General features: G+C 67.7%; 28 protein-coding genes. 9 read left to right on the top strand and 19 right to left on the bottom strand.

Annotated elements, in window-relative coordinates; genetic code table 11:
* Nucleotides 1-79: 79 nt before the first annotated feature.
* From ABMA10_RS18100 to ABMA10_RS18130, 7 genes are all read right to left on the bottom strand, one after another.
* Nucleotides 80-1,330: a DDE-type integrase/transposase/recombinase gene (locus tag ABMA10_RS18100; protein ID WP_431030692.1), complete on the bottom strand. Its 1,251-nt coding sequence runs from the start codon at nt 1,328-1,330 to the stop codon at nt 80-82.
* A 222-nt stretch (nt 1,331-1,552) separates the two neighbouring features.
* Entirely contained in the window at nt 1,553-2,860 is a 1,308-nt protein-coding gene (locus tag ABMA10_RS18105) for an MFS transporter (RefSeq protein WP_347870587.1), read from the bottom strand.
* Complete coding sequence (locus ABMA10_RS18110; protein ID WP_347870588.1) at nt 2,857-3,318, bottom strand: MarR family winged helix-turn-helix transcriptional regulator; 462 nt, start codon at nt 3,316-3,318, stop codon at nt 2,857-2,859. The genes ABMA10_RS18105 and ABMA10_RS18110 overlap by 4 nt, the downstream gene beginning before the upstream one ends.
* Nucleotides 3,319-3,477: 159 nt before the next feature.
* Nucleotides 3,478-3,627, bottom strand: coding sequence for a hypothetical protein (locus ABMA10_RS18115; RefSeq protein ID WP_347870589.1), 150 nt, complete (start codon nt 3,625-3,627; stop codon nt 3,478-3,480).
* 330 nt (nt 3,628-3,957) lie between these two features.
* Nucleotides 3,958-4,341, bottom strand: a complete 384-nt coding sequence (gene rplL, locus ABMA10_RS18120; protein WP_347870590.1) for a 50S ribosomal protein L7/L12 — start codon at nt 4,339-4,341, stop codon at nt 3,958-3,960.
* A gap of 78 nt (nt 4,342-4,419) precedes the next feature.
* Nucleotides 4,420-4,938 carry a 50S ribosomal protein L10 gene (gene rplJ / locus ABMA10_RS18125; RefSeq protein WP_079706724.1) on the bottom strand — a complete coding sequence of 173 codons (519 nt, stop codon included), beginning with the start codon at nt 4,936-4,938 and terminating at the stop codon, nt 4,420-4,422.
* A 320-nt stretch (nt 4,939-5,258) separates the two neighbouring features.
* Nucleotides 5,259-5,660: an SIP domain-containing protein gene (locus ABMA10_RS18130; protein ID WP_347870591.1), complete on the bottom strand. Its 402-nt coding sequence runs from the start codon at nt 5,658-5,660 to the stop codon at nt 5,259-5,261.
* Between the two features lie 86 nt (nt 5,661-5,746).
* On the opposite strand from ABMA10_RS18130, the gene ABMA10_RS18135 reads away from it, so the two are divergent.
* Nucleotides 5,747-6,904, top strand: a complete 1,158-nt coding sequence (locus ABMA10_RS18135) for an AAA family ATPase (protein ID WP_347870592.1) — start codon at nt 5,747-5,749, stop codon at nt 6,902-6,904.
* Between the two features lie 39 nt (nt 6,905-6,943).
* Here ABMA10_RS18135 and ABMA10_RS18140 read toward each other — a convergent pair whose 3' ends face one another.
* The 4 genes from ABMA10_RS18140 to ABMA10_RS18155 form a co-directional block, all read right to left on the bottom strand.
* Nucleotides 6,944-7,354 carry a DUF5684 domain-containing protein gene (locus ABMA10_RS18140; protein ID WP_431030772.1) on the bottom strand — a complete coding sequence of 137 codons (411 nt, stop codon included), beginning with the start codon at nt 7,352-7,354 and terminating at the stop codon, nt 6,944-6,946.
* 171 nt (nt 7,355-7,525) lie between these two features.
* On the bottom strand, nt 7,526-8,137 hold the full coding sequence (locus tag ABMA10_RS18145) for a phosphoribosylanthranilate isomerase (protein ID WP_347870594.1): 612 nt from the start codon (nt 8,135-8,137) through the stop codon (nt 7,526-7,528).
* A 10-nt stretch (nt 8,138-8,147) separates the two neighbouring features.
* The gene (locus ABMA10_RS18150) at nt 8,148-9,779 is read right to left on the bottom strand and encodes a sensor histidine kinase (RefSeq protein WP_347870595.1); all 1,632 of its coding nucleotides are present in this window, start codon (nt 9,777-9,779) and stop codon (nt 8,148-8,150) included.
* Nucleotides 9,776-10,522 (bottom strand): response regulator transcription factor, encoded by a 747-nt coding sequence (locus ABMA10_RS18155; RefSeq protein ID WP_347870645.1) that lies wholly within the window; start codon nt 10,520-10,522, stop codon nt 9,776-9,778. Before ABMA10_RS18155 ends, ABMA10_RS18150 begins: the two co-directional genes overlap by 4 nt.
* A gap of 231 nt (nt 10,523-10,753) precedes the next feature.
* On the opposite strand from ABMA10_RS18155, the gene ABMA10_RS18160 reads away from it, so the two are divergent.
* From ABMA10_RS18160 to ABMA10_RS18175, 4 genes are all read left to right on the top strand, one after another.
* The gene (locus ABMA10_RS18160) at nt 10,754-12,316 is read left to right on the top strand and encodes an ABC transporter permease (protein WP_347870596.1); all 1,563 of its coding nucleotides are present in this window, start codon (nt 10,754-10,756) and stop codon (nt 12,314-12,316) included.
* Between the two features lie 104 nt (nt 12,317-12,420).
* Nucleotides 12,421-13,101 (top strand): ABC transporter ATP-binding protein, encoded by a 681-nt coding sequence (locus ABMA10_RS18165; RefSeq protein ID WP_347870597.1) that lies wholly within the window; start codon nt 12,421-12,423, stop codon nt 13,099-13,101.
* A gap of 161 nt (nt 13,102-13,262) precedes the next feature.
* Nucleotides 13,263-15,005 (top strand): MDR family MFS transporter, encoded by a 1,743-nt coding sequence (locus tag ABMA10_RS18170; RefSeq protein ID WP_347870598.1) that lies wholly within the window; start codon nt 13,263-13,265, stop codon nt 15,003-15,005.
* 15 nt (nt 15,006-15,020) lie between these two features.
* Nucleotides 15,021-15,530: a MarR family winged helix-turn-helix transcriptional regulator gene (locus tag ABMA10_RS18175; RefSeq protein ID WP_431030773.1), complete on the top strand. Its 510-nt coding sequence runs from the start codon at nt 15,021-15,023 to the stop codon at nt 15,528-15,530.
* A 174-nt stretch (nt 15,531-15,704) separates the two neighbouring features.
* Here ABMA10_RS18175 and ABMA10_RS18180 read toward each other — a convergent pair whose 3' ends face one another.
* Complete coding sequence (locus ABMA10_RS18180) at nt 15,705-16,544, bottom strand: NAD-dependent epimerase/dehydratase family protein (RefSeq protein WP_347870600.1); 840 nt, start codon at nt 16,542-16,544, stop codon at nt 15,705-15,707.
* Nucleotides 16,545-16,652: 108 nt separating this feature from the next.
* Here ABMA10_RS18180 and ABMA10_RS18185 point away from each other — a divergent pair, with 108 nt between their 5' ends.
* Entirely contained in the window at nt 16,653-16,913 is a 261-nt protein-coding gene (locus ABMA10_RS18185; protein ID WP_347870601.1) for a thioredoxin, read from the top strand.
* Nucleotides 16,914-17,023: 110 nt separating this feature from the next.
* Here the strand turns inward: ABMA10_RS18185 and ABMA10_RS18190 are convergent, their stop codons facing one another.
* The 4 genes from ABMA10_RS18190 to ABMA10_RS18205 are packed head-to-tail and all read right to left on the bottom strand — an operon-like array spanning nt 17,024 to nt 21,022.
* Nucleotides 17,024-18,058: a sugar phosphate isomerase/epimerase family protein gene (locus ABMA10_RS18190; RefSeq protein ID WP_347870602.1), complete on the bottom strand. Its 1,035-nt coding sequence runs from the start codon at nt 18,056-18,058 to the stop codon at nt 17,024-17,026.
* Entirely contained in the window at nt 18,055-19,170 is a 1,116-nt protein-coding gene (locus ABMA10_RS18195; RefSeq protein ID WP_347870603.1) for a Gfo/Idh/MocA family protein, read from the bottom strand. Before ABMA10_RS18195 ends, ABMA10_RS18190 begins: the two co-directional genes overlap by 4 nt.
* Nucleotides 19,167-20,279: a Gfo/Idh/MocA family protein gene (locus ABMA10_RS18200; RefSeq protein WP_431030774.1), complete on the bottom strand. Its 1,113-nt coding sequence runs from the start codon at nt 20,277-20,279 to the stop codon at nt 19,167-19,169. Before ABMA10_RS18200 ends, ABMA10_RS18195 begins: the two co-directional genes overlap by 4 nt.
* Complete coding sequence (locus tag ABMA10_RS18205) at nt 20,276-21,022, bottom strand: sugar phosphate isomerase/epimerase family protein (RefSeq protein WP_347870605.1); 747 nt, start codon at nt 21,020-21,022, stop codon at nt 20,276-20,278. The genes ABMA10_RS18200 and ABMA10_RS18205 overlap by 4 nt, the downstream gene beginning before the upstream one ends.
* A 148-nt stretch (nt 21,023-21,170) precedes the next feature.
* Here ABMA10_RS18205 and ABMA10_RS18210 point away from each other — a divergent pair, with 148 nt between their 5' ends.
* Both ABMA10_RS18210 and ABMA10_RS18215 read left to right on the top strand, forming a co-directional pair.
* A complete protein-coding gene (locus ABMA10_RS18210; protein ID WP_347870606.1) occupies nt 21,171-21,791 on the top strand; it encodes a YqaJ viral recombinase family protein in 621 nt (206 codons plus the stop codon).
* Nucleotides 21,792-21,833: 42 nt separating this feature from the next.
* Nucleotides 21,834-23,066, top strand: a complete 1,233-nt coding sequence (locus ABMA10_RS18215) for an ROK family protein (RefSeq protein WP_347870607.1) — start codon at nt 21,834-21,836, stop codon at nt 23,064-23,066.
* On the opposite strand, the gene ABMA10_RS18220 is transcribed toward ABMA10_RS18215, so the two are convergent.
* Nucleotides 23,030-23,770: a DUF998 domain-containing protein gene (locus ABMA10_RS18220; RefSeq protein ID WP_431030775.1), complete on the bottom strand. Its 741-nt coding sequence runs from the start codon at nt 23,768-23,770 to the stop codon at nt 23,030-23,032. The two genes, ABMA10_RS18215 and ABMA10_RS18220, sit on opposite strands and share 37 nt — an antisense overlap.
* 23 nt (nt 23,771-23,793) lie before the next feature.
* Nucleotides 23,794-24,423 carry a Pr6Pr family membrane protein gene (locus ABMA10_RS18225; RefSeq protein ID WP_347870609.1) on the bottom strand — a complete coding sequence of 210 codons (630 nt, stop codon included), beginning with the start codon at nt 24,421-24,423 and terminating at the stop codon, nt 23,794-23,796.
* A 337-nt stretch (nt 24,424-24,760) separates the two neighbouring features.
* On the opposite strand from ABMA10_RS18225, the gene ABMA10_RS18230 reads away from it, so the two are divergent.
* The gene (locus ABMA10_RS18230; RefSeq protein WP_347870646.1) at nt 24,761-25,717 is read left to right on the top strand and encodes an NADP-dependent oxidoreductase; all 957 of its coding nucleotides are present in this window, start codon (nt 24,761-24,763) and stop codon (nt 25,715-25,717) included.
* A gap of 106 nt (nt 25,718-25,823) precedes the next feature.
* On the opposite strand, the gene ABMA10_RS18235 is transcribed toward ABMA10_RS18230, so the two are convergent.
* The gene (locus tag ABMA10_RS18235; protein ID WP_347870610.1) at nt 25,824-26,369 is read right to left on the bottom strand and encodes a GNAT family N-acetyltransferase; all 546 of its coding nucleotides are present in this window, start codon (nt 26,367-26,369) and stop codon (nt 25,824-25,826) included.
* Between the last annotated feature and the right edge of the window lie 43 nt (nt 26,370-26,412).

Below are 26,412 nucleotides of genomic sequence, written 5' to 3' on the forward strand. Positions count from 1 at the left end.
CGCACCCCTCTGGAGGTGTGTGATGTCTCAGGACTTCGTGGACACTTCTGTCTCAGGACTTCGTGGACACTTCTCTGTCTCAGGACTTCGTGGACACAACGCTGTTCTTGGTCGTTCGTGTTCGGCCGTGGGCGGGGCGGCCTTCGTTGCGTGATGGCATGGGTTGGGTGCGGATCATGGTGCCGTGGTGGTCGTAGAACGTGATCTGCTGAGCGTCCCAGATCGCGTGGACGGTGTGACCGATGAATGCTGTCCCGGGGCGGAACGTGCGACCGAGGAGGTAGGTTCTGCCGCCTGACGTGACAACACATTCAGCTTCGCCGGGTGGTAGGGCTGTGAGGGCGTTGCGGGCGGCGTGGATCTCGATCGCGGTGGGTTGCGGGGTCGGTGACGGGGCAGCCGGGGTGCGATCCCAGGCCTCTTTCGGGGTTTGCCGGTCGGTGAGCGATTGGTGTTCGCGGAGCGTGTTGTAGGACACGTCGAAGACGTTCACGAGGGTTTGCAGTTCCTCGATCGTCGCGGCTGGCGGTTTGGCGTTGAGGAAGCGGTGCAGTGTGCGGTGGAAGCGTTCGTTCTTGCCTTGCGTGGTGGGTTTGTAGGGCTTCCCCGTGATCGTCTCGACGCCGAGCGAGGCGAGGTAATCGATGAGCTGGTTGGAATGCCCCCGACGCGTGGGATTGAACGCGACACCATTGTCTGACAGGAACTTCTGTGGTGCTCCGTGATGGTTGATCGCCTGGGTCACGACACGCAATGCAGCCTCTCCGGTCTCTGCCCGGGCGACCAACGACGCGAGCGCGAGACGGGAATGATCGTCGATGATCTGGAAGATCGTGCAGAGCGAACCGTCAGTAAGCGTCCACTCGGTTGCATCGATTTGCCACAAACAGTTCGGGGCTGGATAGACGAACCGACGAAACGCGCTCCGGGGCCGCTTCCGAGGCTCCGCCTCGACCACGCCCGCACGAACGAAGATCCGCGCCAAGGTGGCCCGTGAGGGCAACTCCTGGAAGCCCATCCGCCGCAACCTCGCGATCACACTCAACGGGCCGAAATCCCACCCCTCTGCACGCAATCGCGCCCGAACACTGATGGCGAGATCGACGATCTCGTCGCTCGTCCGAGCCGGACTCGACCGAGGCCTCGTGGATGTCGGAGCGACGACCTCGAACACACCATCTGCCGCAGCCCGGGCGCGGATCTTGTAGAACCAAGACCGCGAAACACCATGCTCCTCGCAGAACGCCGAGACCGCACCCCGGCCCGCATCATCAGGCCACGATGCCACGAGCAAACGAACCTTCGGAGATGGACGCTTCGGTATCGACATGCTCCACCGAACCGCGGAAGTGTCCACGAACTCCTGAGACACACTGTCCACGAAGTCCTGAGACAGAAGTGTCCACGATGTCCTGAGACTTCACAACCCTCCGGAGGGCAGCGCTCGCGCCAATGGGGCGCGGCGATGGGGCGCCGGTCACTGGGAGAACGTCACCTCGAGCGAGAGCGCGCCGCGCTGGCGGCTACACGACCGCGGTCTGCCCGGACGTGATCAGGAGGCGTCGGCCGCAGTGATCGCGATCGCCTCGTCGAGATCGCTCTCGACCGGTCCGTCGACACGGGCGAGGTGCTTGCGACCGATGACGACGATGAGCAGCGCGATCACGATGGACCCCGCGGCGACGTAGTACGGGGCTGCCGGAGAGATGAGCTTCGCGATCTCGGCTGCGGCGGGCGGGGCGATGGCACCACCGAGGAACCGCACCGAGGAGTACGCCGACGACGCGACGTTGCTCGGCAGGTCGGTGGCCTCCATGACCGACTCGGTCAGCACGGTGTTCATCACGCCGAGCAGGAGTCCGCCGACGACGATGCAGACAATGAGCCCGACGGTCGACTGGACGACGAGTCCGGCGGCAACGAGGTCGAGAGCGAGCAGCGGCAGGACGAGCTTCAGCACCGTGGTGCGACGCATCCGTGCGGTCAGCAGCGGTGCGACGAACACACTGGTCACTGCGAGGGCGATTCCCCAGCCGAAGAAGGTGAATCCCAGACCCATCGCATCGAGCCCGAGCGGGAACGGCGAGTAGGCGAGCAGCGTGAAGAAACCGATGTTGTAGAACAGCGCGGCTGCAGCCAGGATGCCGAGGGACGGGATCGTCAGCGCCTTGAACGGTGCCGACAGCTTGAGCGGCGCGGGCTTCGGCCCCTCGGTCTTCAGGAGCGTGACGATCGCGATGAAGCCGACGGCCATGAGCGTGGCCGTGCCGAAGAACGGCCACTTCCAACCGATACCCCCGAGCAGGCCGCCGAGCAGTGGCCCGATGGCGATGCCCAGGCCGAGCGCCGCCTCGTAGAGGATGATCGCGTTGGCGCGCCCACCCGCTGCTGCTCCGACGATCGTCGCGAGCGCAGTGGAGATGAAGAGCGCGTTGCCGAGGCCCCAGCCGGCGCGGAAGCCGATGACGGCACCGACGGAGTCGGAGAGGCCAGCGAGGAGGGCGAACACGACCACGAGGGCGAGGCCGATCAGCAGGGTGCGCTTGGCACCGATGCGGCTCGACAGCCAGCTGGTGAAGAGCATGGCGACGCCCGTGACCAGGAGGTAGCTCGTGAAGAGCATCTCCGCCTGCGTCGGTGTCGCCTGGAGGTCGGCCGCGATGGCCGGAAGGATCGGGTCGACGAGGCCGATGCCCATGAAGGCGATGACGCTCGCGAACGCCACGGCCCAGACGGCCTTCGGCTGGTGCAGGATGCTGCCGAATCCGCCGCCGTGGCCATGACTGTTCGTTGCAGGTGCGGCAGCGGAGGCGGGCGTGGTCGGAGCTGCAGTGGCCGTCGAGCGGGTGTCAGCGCTCATGCGGACAGCTCCTCGGACACCTCGACGGCGACACGAGCCTGGATGATCTCGACCGTGCGGGAGAGCGCTGCGAGATCGGCCTCACCGAGGTCGGTGAACGCGGGCTCGAGGGCGTCGGTCAGTTCGTCGCGCCACGAGACGAGCGCTGCGGCGCCCTTCGGAGCGATGGCGATCAGCCAGGCGCGGTGGTCGGCCACGTCGGCGATGCGCTTGATCCAGTCCCGCTCGTCGAGACTCTGGACGAGTTTCGTCATCGTGGGCTGGGAGACGCGGCTCTGGCGGGCCAGTTCGCCGATGCGGACGGGGCCGAGCGTGGTGAGCACGGAGAGCGTGCGCCAGACGGCTGGGGATTCGGAGGATCCGGTGGCCTGGGCGGCGAGTCGCGTGAGCCGATGCGATGCCGTGATGAGGTCGCCGAGGATCGTGTGCAGGGAGGAGTGCGTGTTGTTCTCGGTCATGATGGAACCAGTATACATAGCCAAGCTATGCATATCGCCCGTACCGCTTCCCAACTCAGGAAGCCTCCGGCGCGTCGTCGTGCTCTCGCGATCACGGGAGCCGACACGCCGGCGCACTCCTGAGTTGGGGAGGTTTTGGGGCCGAGGGGTGGTGGCGGGTCAGCGCATCCAGGTGGACTGGCTGAACCGGATGTCCGGCGGGTGGGCGTCGGTCGCCCGCGTCGGCTCGGAGAGGATGGACGCGAGTTCGGCTCGGATCAAGCGGACGATCGCTCGCCAGCGACTCGTGGTGTTCGGACTGGTGTTCATGGTGATGGGGTCTCCCGATTCGGGCACCGCACCGACCATCGACACTCACGGGGAGCGCGACGAGGACGCGGATGCCTGCGTGGACCGTCGACGAACGTCGTCGACGGGTGCAGAGCATCCGCATCCGTCCAGGGCACGGCCTCGCGAGGCCAGCCCCTCCGCTTAACAGACGGAGGGCACCGCTCCCGAACGAATCGGGGGCGATGCCCTCCGATCACGGATGTCTCTGCCGAGTGCGCGAGGCACTCGTACTCAGGAAATCCGCGATCGTCAGCGATGATCGACCGGGGTCGAGCACCAGCTCAGTGGTTGTCCCCCGCAGGGGACCGACTACTTGAGCGTGACGGTGGCGCCGGCAGCCTCGAGGGCTTCCTTCGCCTTGTCAGCGGCTTCCTTGTTTGCGCCTTCGAGGACGGCAGCCGGAGCGCCGTCGACGAGAGCCTTGGCCTCGCCGAGGCCGAGCGAGGTGAGCTCGCGGACCGTCTTGATGACCTGGATCTTCTTGTCGCCAGCAGCCTCGAGGATGACGTCGAAGTCGGTCTTCTCTTCAACCTCTTCAGCAGCAGCGCCAGCAGCAGCCGGGCCGGCAACGGCGACGGGAGCAGCAGCGGTGACCTCGAAGGTCTCCTCGAACAGCTTGACGAACTCGCTGAGTTCGATGAGCGTGAGCTCCTTGAACGCGTTGATCAGTTCTTCGTTTGACAGCTTTGCCATGATTGTTCTCCTTGTTTCATGCCCTGCGGCAGCCGTTGGCGGCGCGCAGGTACGGGGTTGATTGTTCGCGGAACCGAATTACTCGGCCGCGGACTCCTGCTTCTCGCGCAGCGCCTCGACCGTGCGAACGGCCTTGGAGAGCGGTGCGTTGAAGAGGTAGGCAGCTCCGAACAGCGAGGCCTTGACGGCGCCGGCAAGCTTTGCCAGCAGCACTTCACGGGACTCGAGGTCGGCGAGCTTGCCGACTTCTTCAGCGGTCAGCGGGTTACCGTCGAAGTAACCGCCCTTGACCACGAGGAGAGGGTTTGCCTTGGCGAAGTCACGAAGAGCCTTCGCGACGGTGACCGGGTCACCGTGCACGAATGCGATTGCGGACGGACCGGCGAGCTCGTCGTCGAACGACGAGATGCCGGCGTTGTTCGCCGCAATCTTGGTCAGCGTGTTCTTCACCACGGCGTAGGTTGCGTCCGCACTGATGCTCTTGCGCAGGTTCTTGAGCTGAGCAACAGTGAGGCCGCGGTACTCGGTCAGCAGAACGGCGGTCGAGCTCTGGAACTTCTCCGTGAGTTCGGCAACCGAGGCTTCCTTGTTCGCCATGGCCACTCCTTTTCGAATCTTGAATGCACGCGGCGGAAGCCACATGCACCGACCACCGGGCTCGTGATGACGAAGGGCATGAAAAAAGCTCCGGCGCAAGCGCACGGAGCTGGGGAGAGGCGAGCCTCGATCAGTTCTTCATACACCTGCGCAGGACGTCTCATCATGAGAACCTTCGATCAGGGAGTGTTTGCACACACGCTGATAACCGGCGGTCTTTGGTTTCCCCAACCATAACACAAGCCGCGAGGGGTCCCAAATGGCCAACGCGGGTGTGCGCGCGCTGACCATATGGCATCCATCGCAGGCTGCGGCGGGTCTCAGGGGGCGGCGATCGAGCGACAGAGCCGATTGACTCGCGGATTGGCATGGCAGCCGATCCAGAGCATGGCGTTCGACCGGCCGTCGGGCTCGACCCGCACCCACTCGTCGAGCCAGGCCTCGATCGCCCGGACGAGCGCCTCCCCCTTCGAGGCACCGGCTCCGATGCGCTCGTCACTGCGGCGGGTGTCACGGCACAGCCAGGTGACGTTCATCCCGCTCGGGACATCGAGCCGTTCCAGCTGGATGGGACCGAAGATCTCGACGAACACCTGCCCGTAGGCGTCCGATGGAAGCTCGGCGAGGAGCGCACGGATGGCGGGGAGGTCTCCGGCGTCGCCTGCGATGAGCCGCGGGCCGTCCTGGCCGTCCCAGTGGACGTGCATGAAACGATCGTGCATGACTCCATGTTAGGTAAGGCTTGCCTGATCCGGCAAGCCCGTGCGACCAGATCACGGATGTCGCCGGTGCCGGGTACGATGGACGCATGCTGCAGACACTCGCCATCGCCGGCTACCGCTCCATCCGCGACCTCGTCGTGCCCCTGCACGGACTCGACATCGTCACCGGAGCGAACGGCAGCGGGAAGTCGAACCTGTACCGCGCACTGCGCCTGCTGGCGAGCGCCGGCGACGGCAGCATCATCGGATCCCTCGCCAGGGACGGCGGGCTCGCGTCGACACTCTGGGCAGGTCCGGAGAACATCAGCCGAGCCATGCGGAACGGCGACGTCCCCGTGCAAGGCACCCGGCGCAGCGGCCCGATCAGCCTGCGTCTCGGCTTCGCGACGGATTCACTCGGGTATCTGCTCGACCTCGGACGCTCCTTCGAGGGCGAGACGCTCTTCGGCAATGATCCCGGCATCAAGCTCGAGCAGATCTTCGCGGGAGGCTTCGCCAAGCCCAGCAGTCTGCTCGTGGACCGTCGCGGACCGTCCGTGCGGGTGCGTGACGGGGCGTGGCGCCCGATCGGGCGGGCGCTCGCGGAACATGAGAGCCTCCTGACGGAGTTCTCCGATGCCGACACGACGCCGGAGGTCCTCCGCATCCGCAGCCAGGTGCGCGGCTGGCGCTTCTACGACCACTTCCGCACCGACCCGACAGCTCCCGTCCGCTCGCCGCAGGTCGGAACGAGGACTCCGGTGCTCGATCACAGCGGCGTCGACCTCGCGGCCGCCCTCGAGACCATCATCGAGTCCGGCGGACGGGATCGGCTGGACACGGCCATCGACGACGCCTTCCCCGGCAGTACGCTCCGGGTCCGCGAGGACGCCGGCGTGTTCCGCATCGAGCTGACGCAGCCAGGCATGCTCCGCCCGCTCGGCGCCGGTGAACTCTCGGACGGTACGCTCCGCTACCTGCTCCTGGTCGCGGCCCTCCTGACGCCGCGTCCACCGGAACTCATGATCCTGAACGAGCCGGAGACGAGCCTCCACGCCGATCTCCTCCCGCGTCTCGCGCGGCTGATCCTCGCCGCCAACCAGGACACCCAGATCCTCGTGGTCTCACACGCGGGAGGCCTCATCGAAGCGCTGCACGAGCACGGTGAGGCGCACGAGCACGAACTGGTGAAAGACCTCGGTGAGACCTCGCTCGTCGGCCAGGGGCTCCTCTCGACGCCGGCCTGGTCCTGGCCGGCCCGCTGACGACGTGACGCGCGGCCCGGTGCTGGTGCTGCGTGCTGCTCAGTCTTGCGAGGCCTGCTTGCCCTGGTATCGGTCGGAACCGTAGCTCAGGATGAAGAACCCGATGAGCTGGAAGAGGATGAGCCCGAAGATCCTGAACACGGTGCTCTTGCCGTACTGCTTGCCGATGTTCCAACCGACGAACCAGCCGAAGACGATGTTCACAAGCGGGAGGCAGTAGAGGATCGTGGTGGCCCCGGGGAAGCCGGCGATCTTCACGACGACGTACCAGTTGTAGATCGGGATGAGCGACGTCCAGCCGGCGCGCCCGGACTTCACGAACATGCCCCAGACCGAAGCGGCGAACAGGAGGTAGGCGACGAAGCCGCCGAAGACGTTGCTCGGGGCGTTCATGAACTCGAGGCCCGAGTTCTGGTTGTCGTTCGCCGCGAGGAGGATGGTTTCGAACACGGTGATGGCACTCCTTGTCGTGGTCGCGGTCGATCGACCGCGTTACCGACGAATGTAGCGCGAACGGGACCCGTGCCCGAGGGGTTTCGGCCGCCGAGTCGGCTGCCGTGCCGCCTGCTCAGCGTGCACGGAGCCGATTCGAGCGAGGTGGCGGGTCAGGCGGCGCGCCGGTCAGACTGCTCGCGCAGCGGCGACGAACGCTCGGATGAGCTCCGGTGACTTCACGCCGCGGGAGGACTCGACACCGCTCGAGACGTCGACGCCCCACGGTGACAGCTCAGCGACGAGCCCCTGGACGTTCTGGGGCGTGAGCCCACCGGCGAGGATCCACTCACGCGTCGGCGGGTTCGCGACGAGCGCGATCGTGTCGAAGGTCTCGCCCGCACCCGGGTCCGGGGCGTCGAGGAGCAACAACTCCTCGTCGAAGGCGGCACGCTGCGCGACGTTCTCGGAGGCGTAGCGCACGGCCGACGTCGCGCGGAGCGTCCGCCAGCCCATCGCCTGCAGTTCGTGGAACATCTCGGCGGGCTCGTCACCGTGCAGCTGGACCGCCTGCACGCCTGCTTCGCCAGCCAGACGCGACACCTCCTCGACGGACTGCCGACGGAACACCCCGACGGTCAGCACAGAGTCGGGGACGTCGGCGACGAGTGATGCGACAAGTCGGGGGTCGACCGTGCGCGGCGAACCCGGTGCGAACACGAAGCCGATCGCGTCGACCCCGGCCTCCACCGCCGCGGCGACGCTCGACACCTCGGACAGTCCGCACACCTTGACCCACATGTCCTCCACGCTACCCGCCCAGGACGGGGTCGCTCGCCGGAAGCGGTGTCTGCACCGCAGCACTGTCCGGTACCGCAGGCAGTTCCACGCGGAACTCCGTCCGGCCGGGGACACTGTCGACCGTCACCACGCCGTGGTGCGCTGCGACGACGGCGTGCACGATCGCGAGGCCGAGGCCCGTACTCCCGGTGGCCCGAGAGCGGGAGTCATCGCCGCGCACGAACCGCTCGAAGAGGTTCGGCTGCAGCGCCCGATCGATGCCCGGGCCGTCGTCGACGACCGTCAGCACCGCGATCTCACCCGCAGGTCCGCTCTCCACGGCGAGTCCCGTCCGCACGATCGTGCCGGCCGGCGTGTGCGTCCGTGCGTTCGCCAGGAGGTTCACGATCACCTGTTGGAGTCTCGATGCATCGCCGGTGACCAGCACGGGCTCCTCCGGGAAATCGAGCTCGAACACGTGGTCGCGGCCCGCCACGTGAGCGTCGCCGACCGTGTGGATGACGAGCTCGGTGAGGTCGACGGGTCGTTTTGCGAGCTCTCGACCTTCGTCGAGTCGGGCGAGCAGGAGGAGGTCCTCGACGATCGTCGTCATGCGCCCGGCCTCCGAACGGATGCGGCCGAGCGAGTGCGTCACATCGTCAGGCAGGACGTCGGACTTCCGCGCTGCCAGCTCCGAGTACCCGGCGATCGACGCGAGCGGCGTCCGCAGCTCGTGACTCGCGTCGGAGACGAAGCGCCGCACCTTGTTCTCGCTCGCCTGGCGGGCGTTGAGCGCTGACGAGACGTGTCCGAGCATCCGGTTGATCGCGGCGCCGACACGCCCCACCTCGGTCCGTGGGTCCGTGTCCGACTCCGGGACGCGGACGGCGAGCGCCACCTCTCCGCGGTCGAGTGGGAGTTCCGCCACGATGGCGGCCGTCGCGACGACCCGATCGAGCGGTCGCAGCGAGTAGCGGACGATGGAGAACGCGGCGAGGCCGGCGAGGAGCAGGACGACGACACTGATGACGGCGATGAGGGTGACCAGTTGGGTGACCGTCGAGGTCACCTCGTCGAGCGGCAGACCGACCACGCGGGTCGCGCCCTTGTCGTCCGTGACGGCGACGACGCGGTACTCGCCGAGGCCCTCACCGAGATCGACGGTCGTGGGGTCCTGGTCGGCCGCGACCGTGAGGATGACGGCGTCCTGACTCGCGGTGCACGGGACGGTGCCTCCGTCTGGATCGAGGTACCCGGCGGCCACCACGGTGTCACCGACGACGATGGCGCCGAGCGATCCACGGCCGAGGCCGGGCAGGGCGATGAAGGACGGCGGCGTGCGGTCGGAGTCGTCGCCGTAGCCTCCCGAACCGCCCGTTCCGCCGGTCCCGCTGCTCGGCGACGAACCGGGGATCGGAAGTGGAGAATTGGGCCCGTAGTCGACAGCGCGTTCCGCTGCCTTCGTCAGTTGCCGATCGACGCCCTCGGTGAGGAGGCCCCCGACCGAGACGGCGCTCGCGAAACCGACGAAGAGACTGCCGAGCGCGAGCAGGCCGACGACGACGACCATGAGGCGTCGGCGCAGTGTCCAGGGCGCACGCGTGGAGCGAGCCGGGGCCGCCGGGCCGCTGGCGGGTCCCGGCGCAGAGGTACTCGTGGTCACGGACCGACCGTCGGGATCTTCAACATGTACCCGGCGCCGCGCACGGTGTGGATCATGGGCTCGCGACCGGCGTCGACCTTCTTCCGCAGGTAGGAGATGTAGATCTCGACGACGCTCGCGCGGCCCCCGAAGTCGTAGCTCCACACCCGGTCGAGGATCTGCGCCTTGCTCAGCACACGCCGCGGGTTGCGCATGAGGAAGCGCAGCAGCTCGAACTCGGTGGCGGTCAGTTCGATCGCCTCGCCGTCGCGCGACACCTCGTGGCTGTCTTCGTTGAGGACGAGGTCGCCGACGATGATGTCCGGGCCCGACTCGTCGGCGGCGAGCAGCGTCGAACGTCGGATGAGACCGCGCAGACGTGCGACGACCTCTTCAAGGCTGAACGGCTTCGTGACGTAGTCGTCGCCGCCGGCGGTGAGGCCGGAGATACGGTCGTCGAGCGAGTCCTTCGCCGTGAGGAAGAGGACAGGGACGTCGCTGCCGGAGGTGCGGAGGCGACTCAGTACCTGCAGTCCGTCGAGGTCGGGCAGCATGATGTCGAGCACGATGGCGTCCGGTCGGAAGTCGCGTGCGATCGTGAGCGCCTCATGGCCGTCCGCAGCGGTGCGGATCTCCCAGCCCTCGTAGCGCAGAGCCATCTGCAGGAGATCGGTGAGCGTCGCCTCGTCGTCGACGACGAGCACACGCACGGGGCTGCCGTCCGCTCGTTTGAGGGCACTTCGTGCGGCGCCGGCCGCCTGCATCTGGTTGTTCACGAGATCAGTATTCGCCTCGTCGCTATGAGCTGTCTATGAACAGTCTCGGCGACTCCTGAGCCTTCCGCGGCGGCATCACCCCTGGGCTGATTCATAGGATCACGAAGGCCTGACCATAGCGAGCCTGCCTACCGTCGCCTCCGTGCCACCCGCAACTGTGCGGGTCGCCGCACGGCGCACGAGCGGGCACATGAAGATGGAAGCGGCAGGAACACAGACATGTTCGGAACCTATCTCCGGCGGGAGCTCGTCGGTCGACGCAAGCAGACCGTCATCATCGCGATCGGCATGGCCCTCGCCATCGCCCTCGTCATCATCGTCAACTCGGTCGCCGCCGGTGTGAAGAGCGCGCAGGCGGAGGTGCTCGAGTCCGTCTACGGCGTCGGGACGGACATCACCGTCAGCGAAGCCGCGACCGCGCCCACGGACGGCGGCGGCCCCGGTCAGGATTTCGCGTTCGGGTCCGGTGACGGGACGACGACCGACGGCACGACGACGGTCAACCAGGCCACACTCGCAGCGGGCCGCGGCACCACCACCTTCGATGCCACGGCGCTCGACACGATCACGGGTGTCGACAACGTGGCTGCGGCCGCCGTCACCCTGTCACTGTCGAACACCACCTTCACCGGCGAGCTCCCCGACTTCTCGCAGAACCAGTCCTCGGGCGACGGCGCAGCGGCCGGTGGGACCGGTGGCGACGCGGCTTCAGGCGGCACTCCCCCGCAGGGTGGCCCGGACGGCGCCGGCGGCAGTTCGTTCGGCGTCGACTCGTTCACCGTCGTCGGTCTCGATCCCGCCGGCGACGCCGTCGGACCGCTCTCCGCAGTGACCCTCAGCGACGGACGCACGCTGACGGCCGACGACGCCGGGACGGACGTCGCGATCCTCGACAGCTCGTACGCGACCGAGGCCGGTATCGCCACGGGTGACACGATCGACATCGCCAGCACGACCTTCACCGTCGTCGGCACGGTCACGGCATCGGGATCCGAAGCGACCACCGCGTCGAACGTCTACATCCCGCTCGACGTCGCGCAGACCCTCTCCGGCCTCGACGGCAAGATCAGCAACGTGTACGTCCAAGCCGCATCGTCGACCGACATCACCCAGATCCAGTCGGACATCGAGACCGCACTGCCCGATGCGACGGTCAGCACCCAGGAGGACCTCGCGTCCACCGTCTCCGGTTCGCTCGCCTCGGCGTCGACCCTCGTATCGAACCTCGGTACCTGGCTGTCGATCATCGTGCTCGTCGCCGCATTCCTCATCGCGATCCTCTTCACGATCTCCGGCGTCACGCGGCGCACCCGTGAGTTCGGCACGCTGAAGGCGATCGGTTGGAGCAACAAGCGCATCGTCGGCCAGGTCGCCGGCGAGTCCGTCGTGCAGTCGCTCATCGGTGGTGTCGTCGGTGTTGCCGTCGGCCTCATCGGAGTCCTCGCGGTGAACCTCGTCGCTCCGACCCTCAGCGCTGCGTCGACGACGACCTCCGCAGGCGGCGGGTTCGGCGGCTCCGGCGGAGGCGGTGGCGCGGGAAGCACGACCGATGCGGCCGTCGGTGCGGCGAGCGGCGGCGCCCAGGCGATGGCCGGTGGCGGCTTCGGCGGTGGAGGACAGGCCGCTGCGACGACCGAGATCGTGCTCCAGGCCCCGATCACCGGGTGGATCATCGTCATCGCGGTCGGCATCGCGATCCTCGGCGGGCTGCTGGCCGGTGCGATCGGCGGGTGGCGGGCATCGCGCCTCCGCCCGGCCGAGGCGCTCCGCTCGGTCGCCTAGGCGACACTCAGACACCGCCGGGCGGCTGCGCTCCCCTCGCAGCCCCCGACGGTCCCCACCCAGCGCCGACACCACGCGACATACGACTTGTAGAAGGACACCCCATGTACACGATCACCGGCCTCTCGAAGCAGTACAAGCAGTCGAAGCGGACCATCGATGCGCTCGACGGCGTCGATCTCGTCATCCCCGACGGCCAGCTCGTCGCCATCCAGGGTCCGACGGGCGGCGGCAAGTCGACGTTGTTGCAGATGCTCGGCGCCCTCGACCGCCCGACGCACGGCACCATCTCCCTCGGTGACGACGACCTCTCGAAGCTCAGCGAGTCGAAGCTCGGCACGATCCGGGCCAAGGAGATCGGCTTCGTCTTCCAGGGCTTCAACCTCATCCCGACCCTCTCAGCGCAGGAGAACGTCGAGATGGCACTCGTCCCGCTCGGCACCCCGCAAGCGGAGCGCCAGACGAGGGCTCGTGCGGCTCTCGCCTCGGTGGGTCTGGCCGAGCGTGGCGCACACCTCCCGTCGGAATTGTCGGGCGGGCAGCAGCAGCGCGTCGCCATCGCCCGAGCGCTCGTCAAGGAGCCCGAGGTGCTGCTCGCGGACGAGCCGACCGGCAATCTCGACGAGGAGACACGCGACGAGATCATGGACGTCCTCGAGGGACTGTGGCGCGACCGCGGTCTCACGGTCGTCATCGTGACGCACGACACCGCGGTGGCGAGGCGCGCCGAGCGCCGACTGCACATCAAGAACGGCAAGCTCACGGACATCACGAACGGCCGATGAGGCGCCCGTCGGGGTGGACGGCCCCGCGATCGATTGGTTGACGCTTGTCAACTACTTGTCATATAATTAACGCATATCAACTATCTGAGACAACCACGATCGCGGAGCCCATGTCATCCCCCAACACCCCATCAGCCACCCCCGCCCGCGCGGAGAACGGCATGACACACCGCCAGGTGCTCGAAGCCCTCTCCGGCCTCCTCCTCGGCATGTTCGTGTCGATCCTCGCGGGCACCGTCGTGTCCACCTCGCTGCCCCGGATCATCTCCGACCTGAACGGTGACCAGACGGCGTTCACCTGGGTCGTCACGGCGACCCTCCTCGCGACGACGGTCTCCACGCCCATCTGGGGCAAGTTCGCAGACCTCTTCAACCGCAAACTGCTCATCCAGCTCGCCCTCGGCATCTTCGTCCTGGGTTCGGCGCTCGCCGGCTTCTCGCAGGACACCGGGACACTCATCGGCTTCCGGGTCCTCCAGGGCCTCGGTGCCGGTGGTCTCACCGCCCTCAGCCAGATCATCATGGCCGACATCATCAGCCCGCGTGAGCGCGGCCGCTACATGGGCCTCTTCGGCGCGGTGATGGCCGTCGGCACGGTCGGCGGACCGCTCTTCGGCGGTCTCCTCACCGACTCGCTCGGATGGCGCTGGAACTTCTTCGTCGGAGTCCCCTTCGCCATCGCCGCGATCTTCCTCCTGCAGCGCACGCTCCACCTCCCGAAGCGGAACGTCGGCAAGGTCAAAGTCGACTACCTCGGCGCGGCGCTCATCGCGGGTGGTGTCTCGCTGTTGCTCATCTGGGTCACCCTGGCCGGCAGCCAGTTCGAGTGGGCGAGCTTCACGACCCTCGTCATGGTCGGCATCGCCGTGCTGCTGCTCGTCGCGGCCATCATCGTCGAGATCAAGGTCGACGAGCCGATCATCCCGATGACGCTGTTCAAGAACCGCACCTTCACCCTCGCGGTCGTCGCCAGCATCTCGGTCGGTGTGGCCATGTTCGGCACCTCGGTGTTCCTCAGCCAGTACATGCAGTTGGCGCGCGGAGCGACCCCGACGGAGTCCGGCCTGCTCACCCTGCCGATGATCGGTGGCCTCCTGATCGCCTCGATCGTCGTCGGACAGTTCATCTCTCGGTTCGGACACTGGAAGCCGTACCTCATCGTCGGTTCGGTCCTCCTCACCGCGGGTCTGTTCCTCATGAGCACGATCCACTACGACACGAACTACGTCCTCGTCTCGGTCTTCATGTTCATCCTCGGTGCGGGCGTCGGCATGGTCATGCAGAACCTCGTGCTCGTCGTCCAGAACGACGTGCTCCCGCAGCAGCTCGGCACCGCGAGTGCCGGCGTCGCGTTCTTCCGGAGCCTCGGCGGCACCATCGGCGTCTCCGTGATGGGCTCCGTGCTCGCAACGAAGGTCGCCGACATGCTCGCTGACCGCCAGGCCGATCTGCAGGCAGCGATCATCGCCCTGGGCGCTCCCGGCGCGAAGATCGCCGAGCAGCTCCAGAGCGGCACCATCCCGAAGGTGAGCACCCTGCCGGAGTCCGTGCGGATCATCGTCGAGTCGGTGTACGGCGATGCTGTCGCGGACATCTTCCTCGTCGCCGCCCCGCTCGCGATTCTGACGATCCTCGCCGTCATCTTTTTGCCGAACAAGAAGCTCGGTTCGAAGAACGCCGTCGAGCGGATGGCCGAGCAACAGGCCGGAGAGCCGGTACTCGTCGGTGCGACCACCGGCTCGGTCGCCACGGCGTCGATCGCGACAGGAGCCTTCGATGTGGCCGAAGCGATGATCGGCGGCGAGGTCGATCCCCGGTTCGAAGCAGCAGCGGAGCCAGGTCGAGACGGCGAGGTCCAGCTCGATCCCGACGCCGAGGAACGTTTCCCCCGGCACGGCCGCTAGTCCGCCATACTGCAGATGATGTCCACTCATGCAGCCCGGTCCGCCGCCGACGCCGAGGTCACCCTCGGCGCGGCCGGCGGGACCTCCACCCCTTCAGAGCATGACGTGGCCATTGGTGCGGTCGAGGAGCAGTTCGGTCTGCTGATCAATCGCATCCGCAACGGGATCCGCGAGCGCGCCGAGCGGATCGCGCCCGGCCTGCAGCCGGCGGGTTACAAGCTGCTCAGCATGGTGACGCGGTGCGGTTCGATCCGTGCCGGCGCCCTCGCCGAGATGCTTGCGACGGACAAGAGTGCGGTGTCACGGCTCATCCATCAGCTCGAGGAGATGGGGCTGCTCGCTCGAACCCCCGACCCCGAGGACGGACGCGCGAGTCTCATCGTCGCGACCCCCGAGGGCGTGGCCCGGATGGAGTCGACGAGGGCGAGCGACCAGGCGATGCTCTACCAGCAGCTGTCCTCCTGGGACGAGCACGAGGTCCGGCGTCTTGCCGAGCTCCTCGCGAAGCTCAACGACACCCTCTGACCCACCCTCCCCAAACCCCAAACCCCTCTCCCTAACTCAGGAAGGTGTCGGCGTGTCGCCCCTGGCCCACGAGGAGCACCCGCGACACGCCGGGGCCTTCCTGAGTTAGGGAGGTTCAGCCCGAGTGAGGGAGGTTCAGTCCGAGTCGGGGAGGTTCAGCCCGAGTCGAGGAGGTCAGCGCCAGCTGTGCTGCGGGTCGAAGCCGAGGACGGTCCGCGCCTTGTCGATCGACAGCAGCGTCCCGTTGCCCGCGATGTCCCCGTTGACGGGCACGTCCGGGAACACCTCCGCGACGAGCTCCGCGTTGTCACGCGACATGACCGTGTCGGCCGCGGCGATGATGAACCGGTCGAACCCGGTCGCCTGGTGTTCGAGCGCCAGACGGACCGCTTCCGCTCCGTCCCGGCCGTCGATGTATCCCCAGAGGTTCCACTTACGAAGGAGCGCATCGGCGTCGAACGACGGGAAGACCTCGTAGTCGGCTTCGTCCATGACGTTCGAGAAGCGCAGCGCGATGATCTTCAATTCAGGGTGCCACCGGGTGAGCTCGATCGCGAGCTGCTCCTCGAGATGCTTCGACAGCGAGTAGGTCGACTCCGGCCGGGCCGCGTAGTCCTCGTCGACCGGGATGTACGGCGGCGGGGTGTCGAACGGCAGCCCGAGCACCGTCTCACTGGATGCCGTGACGATGTTCGTGATACCGGCCTTGATGGCGGCGTTGAACACGTTGTAGGTGCCGAGGATGTTGTTCTGGAACGTCGCGTTGTTGGTCGCGAGACCGGGCGCGGGGATGGCCCCGAGGTGCACGACTGCGTCGAAACCGTCGGGGGCCTGTTCGTCGATGCCGGTGAGCGCATCGAGCACCTGCCCGGCGTCGCGGAGGTCGATGCGCACGAATCCCGCACCTCGCTCCCCCGATTGATCGAGATTGATCACCAGATGACCGTGATCCCGGAGATGCCGGACCACCGTTCGTCCGAGTTTTCCCGAGCCACCCGTCACTGCGATTCTCATGCGCCTATCCTCGCCCATCGACCCGGCTTCGGACGACCGGTTGACTTCTCGCCTGCAGATGGGCGATCGGCAGGAATGTCGGATGGGCGCGCGACGTTGGGCTCAGGTGTGAAGCTGACTCTCTACACCTCCGCGTTCTGTGCCCCCTGCATGCAGGCGCGCGCCGTGCTCGCGGAGGTCCCGACACTGGTCGCGGGCGCAGTGGTCGAGGAACGCGACGTCGCCTTCCGGTCGGCTGAGGCGGAGGCGGACGGCATCCGTTCGACCCCGACGGTCATCATCACGAGCGACGACGGCACCGAAGTGTTCCGGGCGACCGGGGCTCCCACGCTCAACCAGGTCCTCGTCGCCGCAGCGAAAGCACTCTGAGGAGCACCTCGACAGGCTCGGCGACCGGAACAGGCTCGGCGATCTGAAGCCGCGCCCTGAGCCACGCCGGCGTCCCGCGAAACGTCCGCTCACCGAGCTTGTCGAGGCGCCTACTGCGTGGTGAACGCGGCGTCGAACGACTGCTCGGGCAATGTCCAGAGCAGATCGCGGATGTATCCGACCGCCTCCTCGGCGCCGTGCAGGCGGTCCATGCCGGCGTCCTCCCACTCGATCGAGATGGGGCCCGCGTAGCCGATACCCGACAGGGCTCGGAACGCGTCCTCCCACGGGACGTCTCCGTGGCCGGTGGACACGAAGTCCCAGCCGCGCCGAGGGTCGCCCCAGGGCAGGTGCGAGCCGACGATGCCGGCACGCCCGGAGGCGGGACGGACACGCGTGTCCTTGCAGTCCACGTGGTAGATGCGGTCGGCGAAGTCGACGATGAAGCCGATCGGGTCCACACCCTGCCACATCATGTGCGACGGGTCCCAGTTGAAGCCGAAGGCCGGACGACGGTCGATGGCCTCGAGCGTCCGGACGCTCGTCCAGTAGTCGTAGGCGATCTCCGACGGGTGCACCTCGTGCGCGAACCGCACGCCCTCGGCGTCGAACACGTCGAGGATCGGGTTCCACCGTGTCGCGAAGTCCTCGTACCCGGCGTCGATGACGGAGGCCGGGACGGGCGGGAACATCGCCGAGTACTGCCAGATCTTCGACCCGGTGAAACCCACGACCGTGTCGACGCCGAGCTTCCGTGCCACGCGCGCCGAACGCTTCATGTCCTCGGCGGCACGCTGTCGCACGCCCTCAGCCTCACCGTCGCCCCAGGTGTAGTCGCGGACGATCGCCTGGTGTCGGAAGTCGATCGGATCGTCGCACACGGCCTGGCCGGTGAGGTGGTTGGAGATCGCGAAGACCTCGAGACCATGCCGGTCGAGGGTGTCGAGCCGCGACTGCAGGTAGCTGTCGTCCTCGTCCGCGCGCCGCAGGTCGAGATGGTCCCCGGACGCCGCGATCTCGAGACCGTCGTACCCCCAGGACGCTGCGAGACGTGCCACCTCGTCGAACGGGAGGTCCGCCCATTGTCCGGTGAACAGCGTCACCGGCAGGCGACTGGCGTACTGCTTCGCGACCGGTTCGGTCATGCGGTAGTCCTGCTCTCTTCGGCGGGGGAAGGGATCCGCACCCAGGTGCCGTCGGCTGCGGCGTCGAGCACGGCTTCGGTAATGCGGACGGCACGGAGGCCGTCGGCGAACACGGGGAGCCCCTCGGGTGACTGCCCTGCCATGGCAGCGTAGCTGTCGGCGATGAAACCGTTGAATGCGTCCTGGTAGCCCATGGGGTGCCCGGACGGGACGATCGAGAGTCGTGCGGCGTCCGGATGCAGCTGATCGGCGTCGCGCGGGATGATCTGGCTGCCGGCGCGTTTGCCGAGCCACAGCGTCTCCGGTGCTTCCTGGTCGAAACCGATGCTGAGTTCGGTGCCGGCGACCTCGATGTGGAGCCGGTTCTTGCGACCGGGGGCGACCTGCGACACCAGCAGCGTCCCGATGGCGCCGCCCGCGAGACGGATGACCACCGCCGCGGCGTCCTCGGTCGTGACCGATGCGGTGTTGGCGCGCTCGGCGAAGACGGTGCGAAGTGTCGAACTGAGTTCCGTGATGCGGGCGCCGGTGACGAACTCGATGAGGTCGACGAGATGAGACCCGATGTCGGCGAACGCGCGTGAGCGGCCTCCGGAGGCGGCGTCGACGCGCCAGTTGTCGTCCGTCTGTGAGAGCAGCCAGTCCTGGAGGTAGGAGCCGCTGATCGTCACGAGCGTACCGAGGTCTCCGGCGGCGACACGCGCGCGCGCTTCTCGGACGAGCGGGTGGAAGCGATAGACGAAGGGCACCGTCGCGACGATGCCTGCCTCCTCCGCTGCCTCGACCAGACGGGCTGCGGTCTCCGCGTCGGTCGCGAGCGGCTTCTCGCAGACGACGTGCTTGCCGGCGGCGATGGCCGCGAGCGCCTGCTCCGCGTGGAGCGCGTTGGGTGTGCACACGTGCACGACGTCGACGGCCGGGTCCTGGAGCAGTTCGTCGAGCGAGGCGTAGCCGCGCTCGAAGCCGAGACTCGATGCGACTTCGGCCGAGCGCTCAGGGGTGGAGGCGACGACGCCGAGCAACCGTCCTCCGGCTGCTCGGGCCGCGCGGCTGTGGACGGCGGCCATGAAGCCACCGCCCACCACTGCGATGCCGGGTGAGGCTGGCGTCATACGCCGAACGACTTGTCGCTCGGGTCCCAGCCCTCGGGCAGGGCCGGAGCGAGCACGACCGTGCTCCGCACCTCGACGGGCGAGCCGCTCTCCGTGGACTCCGCGGTCGACACCATGATGTCCAGGACGTGGAACGCGAGCTCGCCCGAGGCACGCTCGGGACGACCCGCGCGGATCGCCTGCGCGAGCTCCACGACGCCGGTCCCGCGCCCCTCGGTCGGGCCGGTCGACGGGATGGTCTCCTCGCCGTCCTCGCCGCCGCGGTGCACGATGAGGTCACCCTCGAAGGTGTTCGGGTCCGGGACGACGAGCGTGCCGGTGGAGCCGGCGACCTCGAACTGTGTGCGGCCGAGCTTCGAGTCGAAGCTGAAGACGGCCTGCGCGGATCGCCCGCTCTCGAACTCGAGCAGCGCGCCGACGTGCGTCGGGACCGTCACGTCGAAGGACTCACCGGCACGCGGACCGGAGCCGATGGTGCGCTGCGGGAACGCCTTCGAGGCGAGCGCGGTCACCTTGCGGACCGGGCCGAAGAGCTGCACGAGCGCGGTGAGGTAGTAAGGGCCGATGTCGAACAACGGGCCGGCGCCCTCCTGGAACAGGAAGTCGGGGTTCGGGTGCCACGACTCCGGGCCGGGGCTCTGCATGAGGGTGAGGGCCGTGAGCGGCTCGCCGATCCCACCGGCCTCGACGAGGCGATGCGCGGACTGGATGCCGGCACCCAGGAAGGTGTCCGGAGCGGTCGCGACCCGGAGGCCGGCTGCGTTCGCCGCGTCGAGCAACTGCTGTCCGCTCTCGCGGTCGAGCGCGAACGGCTTCTCGCTCCAGACGTGCTTGCCCGCGGCGATGACCTGCAGGGCGACCTCGACGTGGACCTTCGGGATCGTGAGGTTCACGACGATCTCGATCTGGTCGTCCGCCAGCAGCTCCGCGACGGTGCCGTATGCCGGGACGCCGTACTTCTCGGCCTGCGCCTTGGCGCGGTCGAGGTCGAGGTCGGCGACGAATCGGACGTCGAGGTCGGGGAAGGTGACCATGTTGCCGAGGTACTGGTCGCTGATGACGCCCGCGCCGATGAGTCCGACGCCGATGGGCCCTGTGGTGTTGCTCATGCCTGAACTCCGTTCGTGGTGAGGTACGAGAAGCTCTGCTCGAGCCCCTGGAAGATGTCGCCGTCGAAGGCGTCGAACTCGATGACGCGCAGCGCCTGCGGTGCCGCAGCGAGGATGTCGAGCACGGGCACGACGCCTGCACCGGCCGGCAGCTGCTTGAGCGTGTCGCGTGAGGCGTCGCCGTCCTTGACATGGATGAACTGCACGCGCTCACCGATGGAGGCGAGCACGTCGACGGCGCGACGGCCGCCGACCTCGACCCAGTAGGTGTCGACCTCGAAGAGGACCGACGGGTCGGTGATGGATGCGAGGTGCTCCAGCGGGCTCGTACCGGCGACGTCGCCCTCGAGCTCCCACCAGTGGTTGTGGTACCCGAGCTGCACGCCATGGCCCGCGGCGATCCGGGCAGCTGCGTTGAGGTCGTCGGCGATGGAGGCGACGCTCTCAGCGGTCGCGAAGCGCTCCGCGGCGATCGCGGGGTCGATGAGCACCTGGACACCGGCCTCGGCGGCTGCACCGAAGTAGGCGGACACGTCGGTGCCCTCCTTGATGAAGTTGGCGTGCGCGCTGGGCGTGGCGAGGCCCGCGTCGTGGATGTCCTGGAGGCTCGTGCCCGGACCGAAGCCGAACGGCTCCGCCTGGCGGAATCCGATCTCGGTCAGTCGCTGCAGGGCTGCGGAGCGGTCCGCCGCGAGCGGCTCCCGCACCGAGTAGAGCTGGACTGAGAGTTGTGATGTCGACACGATGCTCCTCGCTGATGAATGGTGTCAGGCAGCCGCTGCTGCGTGAACCAGGCTAACGACACTTCTGTCGGTGGTCAAACAAAAGTCCCGTGTCGCTCGTCATTTGCCGAATACCGCCGGAGCGCTCCGGGTGCGGGACAATGGACGGGTGAACCCCGCCCTGCTGTCCCGGATCGTCGCCGATTCGAGCGACCGCATCTCCTGGCTGCGCGCTCGCTCCCGGGGGATCACGGCCACCGACGTCGCGACGCTGTCGACGCCCGCCTCCATTCAGCGGGCAGCGGACGCGAAGCTCGGCGGCACGGGGTTCTCCGGGAACGCGTTCACCGACCACGGACGCGCCCGCGAGCCGGAGATCGCCGCGTGGGTCGCCGCGACCCACGGCATCAATCCGTCGTCAGCGCTCTTCCGCGCCGAGGTCGAGCACCGCCACCTCGCCACACCCGATGGGATCGCCGTCACCGAGCGCGGTTCCGTCGTCCTCGCCGAGATCAAGACGACGACGAAGTCCTGGCGCTCCATCCCCCGCAACTACCTCCGCCAGGTGTGGTGGCAGCAATACGTCATCGGCGCAGAGCGCACACTCGTCGTCTGGGAGGAGCATAAGGACTTCGTCCCGATCGACGACGAGCCCCTCTGCCGATGGGTCGAGCGTGACGACCGCGAGATCGCGAAGCTCGTCGGCCTCGCGAACTCCCTCATCGACGAGCTCTATCACCGCACCAACCCTGCTGCGCGACGCCCAGCCCTGATCGCCGCCGACTTCTGACAACAAGTCGACAGAAGTCGCCCGAGATGATTGACTGTGCGCATGACCGAGCTGCCGCGCCCCTCCACCCCGGGAGCCCCCGGCGCCGGCGACCTCTTCCAGCTCTTCCGCGGCGGCATCGCACGGACCAAGTCCGAACTCTGCGCCCTCACCGGTCTTGCCCGTTCGACCGTCTCGCTCCGCGTCGATGCACTGCTCGCCGCCGGCCTCCTGCGCCCCGCCGGTGAAGCTGCCTCGTCCGGCGGCCGCCCACCCGCCCGCATCGCGTTCAACCCGCTCGCCCGGGTCGTCGTGGCCGTGGACCTCGGCGCGACGCACGGAACGGTCGCCATCACCGACCTCGGCGGACGGATTCTCGCCTCGACCGGAGCGCAGCTCGACATCGCCGACGGACCGGAGCGGGTGCTCCACTGGGTCGTCGAGACGGCGACCGCGCTCCTCGCGTCACCCGCGGACTGGTCGGCTCCGCAGCCGTCGTCCCCCGCGGTGGTCGGCATCGGTATCGGTCTTCCTGGCCCCGTCGAGCATTCGACCGGCCGACCGACGAACCCGCCCATCATGCCCGGCTGGGACCGTTTCGACGTCCCCGCCTACATCCGACGCACCATCGACGTGCCCGTCCTCGTGGACAACGACGTCAACGTGCTCGCCCTCGGGGAGCACGCGATCTCGTGGCCGGACACCGCCGATCTCGTCTACATCAAGGTCTCGACGGGTATCGGTGCCGGCATCATCGCCGGCGGCGAACTGCAGCGTGGGGCGCTCGGCGCCGCCGGCGACATCGGCCACGTCCAGGTACCCGCCGGTCGTGATTCGCCGCGTCCCGCGGACGACGAACGTGACCTCGAGGCGATCGCGAGCGGCCCGGCCATCGCTGCGGCGCTCCGCGAGCACGGACTCGACGCCTCCAGCAGTCGTGACGTCGCCCAGCTGATCCGCGGCGGTGACAAGGCCGCCATCGAGGCGACCAGACAGGCAGGTCGGGAGATCGGCGAAGTCCTCAGCGTCGTCGTCAACCTGCTCAACCCGTCGCTGATCGTGCTGGGTGGCACCATGGCCCGTGCCGGCGAACACCTGCTGACGGGCGTGCGTGAGATCGTCTACCGCCGCTCCATGCCCCTCGCGACCGGGCATCTCGGCATCGTGACCTCGACGGCAGGCGAGGAAGCGGGCGTGCTCGGCGCCGCCATCATGGTCCTCCGCGAGGCGCTCTCAGCAGCAGCGGTCGATGCGATGGCTCAGCCGAGGACGGCGCCGGACGCCGAATCGAGCTGACGCCGTCTGGCCTCAGTCGAGATCCGTGGCTCCGGTTCCGGCACGGCACCGATCGCGAGCACCTCGGCGAGCCCGTAACCGACCAGCCAGAGGAGCGCGATCGTCGTCGCCACGAACTCGAGCCAGCTGCCGACGCTCTGCCCGACCTCGGCGAGTGACAGCAGTCCGCCGGCCCCGGCGATCAGCGCGACAGCCGACCCCGCGAACCATGACATCCGTCGCACCGTCCTGACGCGTGATTCCAGGGCGGAACCGATCATCGCGAGACAGGCGAGGGCGAACCCGAGCACGGCGAACGAGATGTGCACGGCATCCTGGACGGTGAACCTCGGGCTCGCGGGGATCGGGCACTCATAGGTACAGGTGACCTGCGACGCGGCGAAGAAACACAGGCTCGACGCCGCGATCAGCAGCCACGGCACCAGGAGCAGCGACACGCGCGGACCGCGCTGCACCCCGGGGGTTCGGCGGCCGGCGCGACGCAGCGCGACGGCGATGCTCAGACCGCCGACGGCGACCATGAGGAGCGCTGCATTGAAGACGGGCGCCGTCACCTCTCCGGTCGCGCCGAGTCCGCTGACGTAGCTGTTCTTCGCGAGGCTGAGGCGCGATGCCCAGATCATGACCGTCGCGACAACGACGAGGGTGCCGCCGACACCGGCGAACACGAGTGCGATCGAGCGACGCCGGTGTGTTTCCGTCATCCTGGTCCGCCGGGTCTCGCGCGTCACCCGCGGAGGATCCGGGTCCGGCTGAGGGCGGTCACCGCACAGCCCATGAGACCGATGAATCCCGCGATCGCGATCATGTAGACGATGACCGCCCCGATGCCGCCCGGCTGGGCAGGGTTCAGGAACGGGTACGGGTACCAACCGACGGCCGCTCCCCGGATCATCGTGTACACCGTCCAGACCAGCGGGAATGCGATGATCGCCCAGACCTGGCGCCACTCCAGACGGGACTTACCAGGGGTCACGATCCACACGGCCACCATGTAGATCGGGGCGACGAGGTGCAGGACCTCGTTCGACCATGGCAGCGTATGCCCCTGGTCCAGAGTGATGCCACGGAGGAGCAGGTTGTAGACGACGCCCGTCGTCGCCATATACGTGACCGCGCAGGCGAGGACGAGGTTGTACCAGGCCGGATCGCGTCGGACACGGAAGCAGTACCAGGCACCGATCAGCAGCACGATGGCACTCAGCGCGTTCGACAGGATCGTGAAGTAGCTGAAGAAGTTCACGAGGAAGTCCGCGGGCGCATCCCCGAAGGAGAGCGTGTACATCAGCTGTCCGACGATCGCCGCGAGGATGACCCCGGCCGCGATGATCCTGATGATTCCGAACAGTGCACGCATGGCGCAACTGTATCGGACCAGCCGTGCCCCGGCCCGGCGAACGCCTCGCCTCGCGGATGGAGTACCACAGGATGCGGCCCCGGCACGAGCCGGTGTCCCCCAAAGTGCGGTAATCGTTATCACCCAATTGACACCGCCGTAACAGGCCCGACTCATTCGGGAGCTTTGATGAGACCAGAGCCGGACCACGTGCCGGAGCGAGACTCGTAGCCGAGCCGACCTCCGCCGGGTGGAGCTCCGGGGGTGAACGACGAAGGAGTACTCGATGCGTCAAGGAGTCGGACACTCCTGGTCTCTGGCGACAACCGCGGATGCGGTGGAGCCGGCACCGGAGAGCATGCGGGCCGCGGTCATCGACACGGTGGGGAGTCCTGAGGTGTTCCGCATGGAGACCGTCCCGACCCCGAAACCGGTGATGGCGGAGTTCCTCGTCAAGGTCGTCGCCGCCGGCGTGAACCCGATCGATGCCAAGACGCGTTCCGGGCGCGGTGTCTCCGCCGCGATCGGCTCGATGCCCGCCATCCTCGGTCACGACTTCAGCGGAATCGTCGTCGAATCGCCGTTCGCGGCAGCAGGCCTCCTCCCCGGCGACGAGGTCTACGGCATGACAGCGTTCCCACGGACGGGTGGCAGCTACGCCGAGTACGTCGCGGTGTCCTCGCTGAGCCTCACCCGGAAGCCGACGACGCTCTCCCACGTCGAAGCGGCAGGGGTCCCACTCGCCGCGCTCACCGCATGGGGCATGGTCGTCGATGTCGCGAAGGCCCACGAAGGGCAGCGCATCCTCATCCATGCCGGGAGCGGCGGTGTCGGTCACTTCGCCGTGCAGTTCGCCGCCTACTTCGGCGCGCAGGTGTACGCCACGGGTTCCAGCCGCAACCTCAGCTGGTTGCACGAGCTGGGCGCACACCGCGCGGTCGACCATGAGGCCGAGCGCTTCGAAGACGTCATCCCGCAGGTCGACGTCGTCATCGATCTCATCGGGAACACCGTCGATGACACGGGGACGCGTTCGTTCAGTGTGCTGAGACCCGGTGGACTCATCATCAACGCGCCCACCGGATCATGGCCGACGCTCGCCGAGGATGCGCGTGCGGCGGGCGTGCGTGCGACGACGTTCAAGGTGGCACCCGACGGATCGACGCTCGACACGATCAGCAGGCTCCTGGAGTCCGGGGACGTGAAGGTCTTCGTCGACCAGGTCGTCGAGCTGTGCGATGTCCATCAGGCTCACGGCCTGCTCGAGGGCGGCCATTCCCGCGGCAAGATCGTGCTCAAGGTCGCCAACGGCTGACGCCCACACGCGGTCGGTTCCCGGGCACCATGCGCCCTCAGCCGGTCGACGGGCATCGCTGGCCAGGTGACCGCCCGTCGACACGCTCAGGGCGCGATCTCGAAGCTCAGGGGGCGACTGTCGGGAACACCCGCTCCATGACGAAGTCGTCGTGGCGCTCCGTGCCGACGAAGAACGTCTTCGGGCCGACCACCCCGAATCCGCTCTTCTCGTAGAACCGGATCGCCTTGGCGTTCTGCTGGTTCACGCCGAGCCAGACGGCGGCGACGCCTCGGGAGCGTGCGTGTTCGAGCGTCGATGCCATCAGCGCCGACGCGACGCCACCTCCATGGCTGGCCGGCAGCACGTACACCTTGCTGAGCTCGACCGTCGGACGACGCGAGATCGCCGCCAGCACGTCGGCGTCTGTCGGTTCGCCGAACACGAGCATCGTGTATCCGGCGGCCGTGCCGTCGTCGTCGTGCATGACCAGGAGCGCCCTCGCCGGATCGCTCAGATAGCCCTCGAACCGCTGCAGCGTGAAGTGCTCGGCGATGAACGCATCGATGTGCTCCTGCGCAGTTCCAGGAGGGCAGGCGAGCGCGAACGTCGCGGCGGCGAGGGTCACGAGCGCGGGTGCGTCGTCGGGCGTGGCGATACGGATGGAGACCATCCCTGCATCGTACGACGCGGCAGGGTATCCCGCGAACGACGAA

Source organism: Plantibacter sp. RU18, assembly GCF_050613355.1.
Classification (GTDB): Bacteria; Actinomycetota; Actinomycetes; order Actinomycetales; family Microbacteriaceae; genus Plantibacter.

What these genes read in the sequence shown, in the direction of transcription:
- ABMA10_RS18100 (WP_431030692.1), bottom strand. Translation starts at nt 1,330, where the DNA reads ATGTCGATACCGAAGCGTCCATCTCCGAAGGTTCGTTTGCTCGTGGCA.
- ABMA10_RS18105 (WP_347870587.1), bottom strand. Translation starts at nt 2,860, where the DNA reads ATGAGCGCTGACACCCGCTCGACGGCCACTGCAGCTCCGACCACGCCC.
- ABMA10_RS18110 (WP_347870588.1), bottom strand. Translation starts at nt 3,318, where the DNA reads ATGACCGAGAACAACACGCACTCCTCCCTGCACACGATCCTCGGCGAC.
- ABMA10_RS18115 (WP_347870589.1), bottom strand. Translation starts at nt 3,627, where the DNA reads ATGAACACCAGTCCGAACACCACGAGTCGCTGGCGAGCGATCGTCCGC.
- rplL (WP_347870590.1), bottom strand. Translation starts at nt 4,341, where the DNA reads ATGGCAAAGCTGTCAAACGAAGAACTGATCAACGCGTTCAAGGAGCTC.
- rplJ (WP_079706724.1), bottom strand. Translation starts at nt 4,938, where the DNA reads ATGGCGAACAAGGAAGCCTCGGTTGCCGAACTCACGGAGAAGTTCCAG.
- ABMA10_RS18130 (WP_347870591.1), bottom strand. Translation starts at nt 5,660, where the DNA reads ATGCACGATCGTTTCATGCACGTCCACTGGGACGGCCAGGACGGCCCG.
- ABMA10_RS18135 (WP_347870592.1), top strand. Translation starts at nt 5,747, where the DNA reads ATGCTGCAGACACTCGCCATCGCCGGCTACCGCTCCATCCGCGACCTC.
- ABMA10_RS18145 (WP_347870594.1), bottom strand. Translation starts at nt 8,137, where the DNA reads ATGTGGGTCAAGGTGTGCGGACTGTCCGAGGTGTCGAGCGTCGCCGCG.
- ABMA10_RS18155 (WP_347870645.1), bottom strand. Translation starts at nt 10,522, where the DNA reads ATGCAGGCGGCCGGCGCCGCACGAAGTGCCCTCAAACGAGCGGACGGC.
- ABMA10_RS18160 (WP_347870596.1), top strand. Translation starts at nt 10,754, where the DNA reads ATGTTCGGAACCTATCTCCGGCGGGAGCTCGTCGGTCGACGCAAGCAG.
- ABMA10_RS18165 (WP_347870597.1), top strand. Translation starts at nt 12,421, where the DNA reads ATGTACACGATCACCGGCCTCTCGAAGCAGTACAAGCAGTCGAAGCGG.
- ABMA10_RS18170 (WP_347870598.1), top strand. Translation starts at nt 13,263, where the DNA reads ATGACACACCGCCAGGTGCTCGAAGCCCTCTCCGGCCTCCTCCTCGGC.
- ABMA10_RS18175 (WP_431030773.1), top strand. Translation starts at nt 15,021, where the DNA reads ATGATGTCCACTCATGCAGCCCGGTCCGCCGCCGACGCCGAGGTCACC.
- ABMA10_RS18180 (WP_347870600.1), bottom strand. Translation starts at nt 16,544, where the DNA reads ATGAGAATCGCAGTGACGGGTGGCTCGGGAAAACTCGGACGAACGGTG.
- ABMA10_RS18190 (WP_347870602.1), bottom strand. Translation starts at nt 18,058, where the DNA reads ATGACCGAACCGGTCGCGAAGCAGTACGCCAGTCGCCTGCCGGTGACG.
- ABMA10_RS18195 (WP_347870603.1), bottom strand. Translation starts at nt 19,170, where the DNA reads ATGACGCCAGCCTCACCCGGCATCGCAGTGGTGGGCGGTGGCTTCATG.
- ABMA10_RS18200 (WP_431030774.1), bottom strand. Translation starts at nt 20,279, where the DNA reads ATGAGCAACACCACAGGGCCCATCGGCGTCGGACTCATCGGCGCGGGC.
- ABMA10_RS18215 (WP_347870607.1), top strand. Translation starts at nt 21,834, where the DNA reads ATGACCGAGCTGCCGCGCCCCTCCACCCCGGGAGCCCCCGGCGCCGGC.
- ABMA10_RS18220 (WP_431030775.1), bottom strand. Translation starts at nt 23,770, where the DNA reads ATGACGGAAACACACCGGCGTCGCTCGATCGCACTCGTGTTCGCCGGT.
- ABMA10_RS18225 (WP_347870609.1), bottom strand. Translation starts at nt 24,423, where the DNA reads ATGCGTGCACTGTTCGGAATCATCAGGATCATCGCGGCCGGGGTCATC.
- ABMA10_RS18230 (WP_347870646.1), top strand. Translation starts at nt 24,761, where the DNA reads ATGCGGGCCGCGGTCATCGACACGGTGGGGAGTCCTGAGGTGTTCCGC.
- ABMA10_RS18235 (WP_347870610.1), bottom strand. Translation starts at nt 26,369, where the DNA reads ATGGTCTCCATCCGTATCGCCACGCCCGACGACGCACCCGCGCTCGTG.